This is a genomic window from Mycobacterium sp. TH-M116, from assembly GCF_057473685.1.
Genome location: NZ_JBYCLC010000131.1, coordinates 1 through 3,304, shown reverse-complemented (window position 1 = coordinate 3,304; position 3,304 = coordinate 1). Strand labels below are relative to the sequence as shown.

Below are 3,304 nucleotides of genomic sequence, written 5' to 3'. Positions count from 1 at the left end.
CACGGGACCCACAGCCGCTCGCGATACCGCACGCTGCGGGGCGCTGTGCGCGTTCCAGACACGCGGTCAAGGGTAATCTGTGCCCCCGTGCCGACCCTTCTGGCGATCGTTCGCCTCGACCCCGAACTGCCGGTGCCCTCGCGCGCTCACCATGGCGACGCCGGCGTAGACCTCTACAGCGCACAGGACGTCACGCTCGATCCCGGCCACCGTGCGCTGGTGGGGACGGGCGTGGCGGTCGCCATCCCGGTGGGCATGGTTGGGCTGGTCCACCCCCGCTCGGGATTGGCGGCGCGGGTGGGGCTTTCGATCGTCAACAGCCCGGGCACCATCGACGCCGGTTATCGCGGTGAGATCAAGGTCTCGCTGATCAATCTCGATCCCGCCGAACCCATCGTCGTGCATCGCGGAGATCGCATCGCCCAACTCCTGGTGCAGCGGGTGGAACTGTTGGAGCTGGTGGAGGTCGCGTCGTTCGACGAGGCCGGGCTGGCCGAGACATCGCGTGGCGACGGCGGTCACGGATCTTCCGGGGGGCATGCGAGTCTGTGACCACCGGCGATGATGCAGTGGGGGCACCTCCCAGCCGCGAAGCGGCGAGCGGGACGAAGCGATGAGGAGGAGGGGCGCTGATGGCGGTATTCGGCAGGCGCTCAGGTAAACGCGGCAAAGACGATGCCGCCGTGGAATCGGAACAGCCCGCCGACGCGCGGTCTTCCGACGAGCCGGTCTCCGACGAGCCGGGCGCACTCGAGGGCCCGTTCGACATCGACGACTTCGATGACCCGTCGATCGCCGAGGTGGCCCGACTCGATCTGGGTTCGGTGCTCATCCCGATGCCCGCCGGCGGCCAGCTGCAGGTCGAGCTGACCGAATCCGGTGTTCCCAGCGCCGTGTGGGTCGTCACACCCCGTGGTCGATTCACCATCGCGGCCTACGCGGCGCCCAAGACGGGCGGTCTGTGGCGGGAGGTGGCCGCCGAGCTCGCGGAGTCGCTGCGCAACGACTCGGCCAAGGTCAGCATCCAGGACGGCCCGTGGGGCCGGGAAGTGGTCGGCACGGCCACCGGCGTGGTGCGTTTCATCGGGGTCGAGGGTTACCGCTGGATGATCCGCTGCGTGGTGAACGGCACGCACGAGACCATCGAGGAGTTGGACCGGGAGGCGCGCGCGGCGTTGGCGGACACGGTGGTTCGCCGCGGCGATACGCCGCTGCCGGTGCGGACCCCGTTGGCGGTTCAGCTGCCCGAGCCGATGGTCGCTCAGCTGCGGGAGGCCGCCGCCGCGCAGCGGGCCCAGCAGCAGGCGCCCGACGGGCCCGCGGAACGCCGCAGTGCCCAGGGATCGGCCATGCAGCAGCTGCGGTCGACAAGCGGCGGCTGACCCGGACTGGCGCTGCTCACAGGTCGCCCAGCGCGGCCAGGCAGGCCGCGCCCAACTCGGCGGTGTCGGCGCCGAACTGGGCCAGCGTCACCGTCCGCAGGGCCGCGCGTGGCGCGGCGGAGACCCATTCCACGGCCACCTGCAGCGGATGGATGGGGTCGTCGACGGCGGCGACCACCGCCAGTGGGGCGGTCAACCGGGCGAGGTCGGCGCGGCTGGGTGCGACGTAGCCCGCCGCTTCGTCCATCGCGGCGGGCAATTGCGGCCACTGGGCCTGCCACGACCGGGCGAGCTCGTTGCCGAGCCAGGGTGGGCTGGACGACCGCATCTGCGTCGTCGACGCTGCCAATCCGTCGCTACGCAGCCGCGCCGCCGAATACTGTGCCGCCAGTGCGGCTGGCGCGGACCCGGGTGCCCCGGTCCAGGCCGGCAGCGCGGCCAGCACGGCGACCGTGCGATCCGGGTGCGCCACCGACCAGGCGGTTGCCACCGCGGCGCCGATCGAGATGCCGCCGACGCAGACCAGGCCCGTCGGCGCGGCGTCGTCCAGCGCGCACAAATAGCCCTCGATCAATCGCTCCGGCCGTGGGGGCGGAGTCACCAGCACCGCTCCGAGCTCGTCCAACGCGCCGGAAAACGCCCGGCGCACGTAGTCGTCGTCGGAGCCGGTTCCCGGCAGCAACACGGTCGTGACACCGCGCAGATCGACACCCACCGTCCCGATACTGCCCGGCCGTGGCGGCGGTTCCGACACGGGGTTCGGTCCGGCTGGCGCGGGGGAACCAACGGGTCTACGGTGTCCGTTGGCATAACGGAAAGCGCCACCAGCATTGTCAGGAGCGGCCATGGGGGCCCAAGGGTATTTGCGCCGGTTCACCCGTCGGTTGACGGAGCATCCGGAGCAGCGCGACTGCGAGGAGTTGTCCGACGAGGTCGTGAGTACCGGTGCGCAGCGTGTGATCGATTGCGAGCGTGGCCAGGAGGTCACGATGGTCGGCACACTGCGCAGCGTGGAGACCAACGGCAAGGGCTGCTCGGGCGGCGTGCGCGCCGAGTTGTTCGACGGCACCGACACCGTCACCCTCGTGTGGCTGGGGCAACGCCGAATTCCCGGTATCGACTCCGGCCGCACGCTGCGGGTGCGGGGCCGGGTGGGCAAGCTCGAGAACGGCGCCAAGGCGATCTACAACCCGCACTACGAAATTCAGCGGTGACCGTCTCCGACGAAGAGGTAGCCGACCCGATCGGCCCGAAGGACCGCGACGACAACACCGGGGGTAGCGGGGCCGAACGCCTCCTGGCGCAGCTGGGCGGGGTCGGCGGTGTTGTCTACTCGTCGCTGCCGGTGGTCACCTTCGTGCTCGCCTCCACCCTGTTCGGGCTGCTGCCCGCAATCGCCTCCGCCTTGGGCGTGTCCGCGCTGGTGCTGGCATGGCGGTTCATGCGGCGCGAATCCATGCAACCGGCATTCTCCGGCTTCGCGGGTGTCGGCGTGTGCGCACTGATCGCCTATGTCGTGGGGGAGTCCAAGGGCTACTTCCTGCTCGGCATCTGGACGTCGGCGCTGTGGGCGGTCGTGTTCTCGGTGTCGGTTCTGGCGCGCCGGCCGCTGGTGGGCTACCTGGCCAGCTGGGCCGGCGGGCGCCGGCACAACTGGCGTGGCGTACCCCGGGCGGTGTACGCCTTCGATGTCGCGTCCCTGTGCTGGGTGCTGGTGTTCGGCGCCAGGTTCCTCGTACAGCGGCAGCTCTACGAGGCCGGTCAGACCGGTTGGCTGGGCGTGGCCCGGATCGGGATGGGCTGGCCGTTGACAGCGCTGGCCGCGTTGGTCACGTACGCGGCCTACAGGTCGGCCCAGCGCGCCATCTCCGCTGTCGACGACGCCGAGGCCCGCCGCGCCGACTAGTCGCCCGGCGCGGGTT

General features: G+C 70.9%; 5 protein-coding genes. 4 read left to right on the top strand and 1 reads right to left on the bottom strand.

Annotation, left to right across the window (positions count from 1 at the left end):
* Nucleotides 1-87: 87 nt before the first annotated feature.
* Entirely contained in the window at nucleotides 88-552 is a 465-nt protein-coding gene (gene dut, locus AC2VOK_RS06430) for a dUTP diphosphatase (RefSeq protein ID WP_428899736.1), read from the top strand.
* A gap of 80 nt (nucleotides 553-632) precedes the next feature.
* Nucleotides 633-1,382, top strand: a complete 750-nt coding sequence (locus AC2VOK_RS06425) for a DUF3710 domain-containing protein (RefSeq protein WP_428899735.1) — start codon at nucleotides 633-635, stop codon at nucleotides 1,380-1,382.
* 16 nt (nucleotides 1,383-1,398) lie between these two features.
* Here AC2VOK_RS06425 and AC2VOK_RS06420 read toward each other — a convergent pair whose 3' ends face one another.
* On the bottom strand, nucleotides 1,399-2,097 hold the full coding sequence (locus AC2VOK_RS06420) for an alpha/beta hydrolase (RefSeq protein ID WP_428899734.1): 699 nt from the start codon (nucleotides 2,095-2,097) through the stop codon (nucleotides 1,399-1,401).
* Between the two features lie 130 nt (nucleotides 2,098-2,227).
* Between AC2VOK_RS06420 and AC2VOK_RS06415 the strand changes: the two genes are divergently transcribed.
* Both AC2VOK_RS06415 and AC2VOK_RS06410 read left to right on the top strand, forming a co-directional pair.
* Nucleotides 2,228-2,596 carry an OB-fold nucleic acid binding domain-containing protein gene (locus tag AC2VOK_RS06415; RefSeq protein ID WP_428899733.1) on the top strand — a complete coding sequence of 123 codons (369 nt, stop codon included), beginning with the start codon at nucleotides 2,228-2,230 and terminating at the stop codon, nucleotides 2,594-2,596.
* 29 nt (nucleotides 2,597-2,625) lie between these two features.
* Complete coding sequence (locus AC2VOK_RS06410; protein ID WP_428899737.1) at nucleotides 2,626-3,288, top strand: DUF3159 domain-containing protein; 663 nt, start codon at nucleotides 2,626-2,628, stop codon at nucleotides 3,286-3,288.
* The last annotated feature ends 16 nt before the right edge of the window (nucleotides 3,289-3,304 follow it).

Coding starts and splice junctions, on each gene's coding strand:
- AC2VOK_RS06425 (WP_428899735.1), top strand. CDS start 633: ATGGCGGTATTCGGCAGGCGCTCAGGTAAACGCGGCAAAGACGATGCC.
- AC2VOK_RS06415 (WP_428899733.1), top strand. CDS start 2,228: ATGGGGGCCCAAGGGTATTTGCGCCGGTTCACCCGTCGGTTGACGGAG.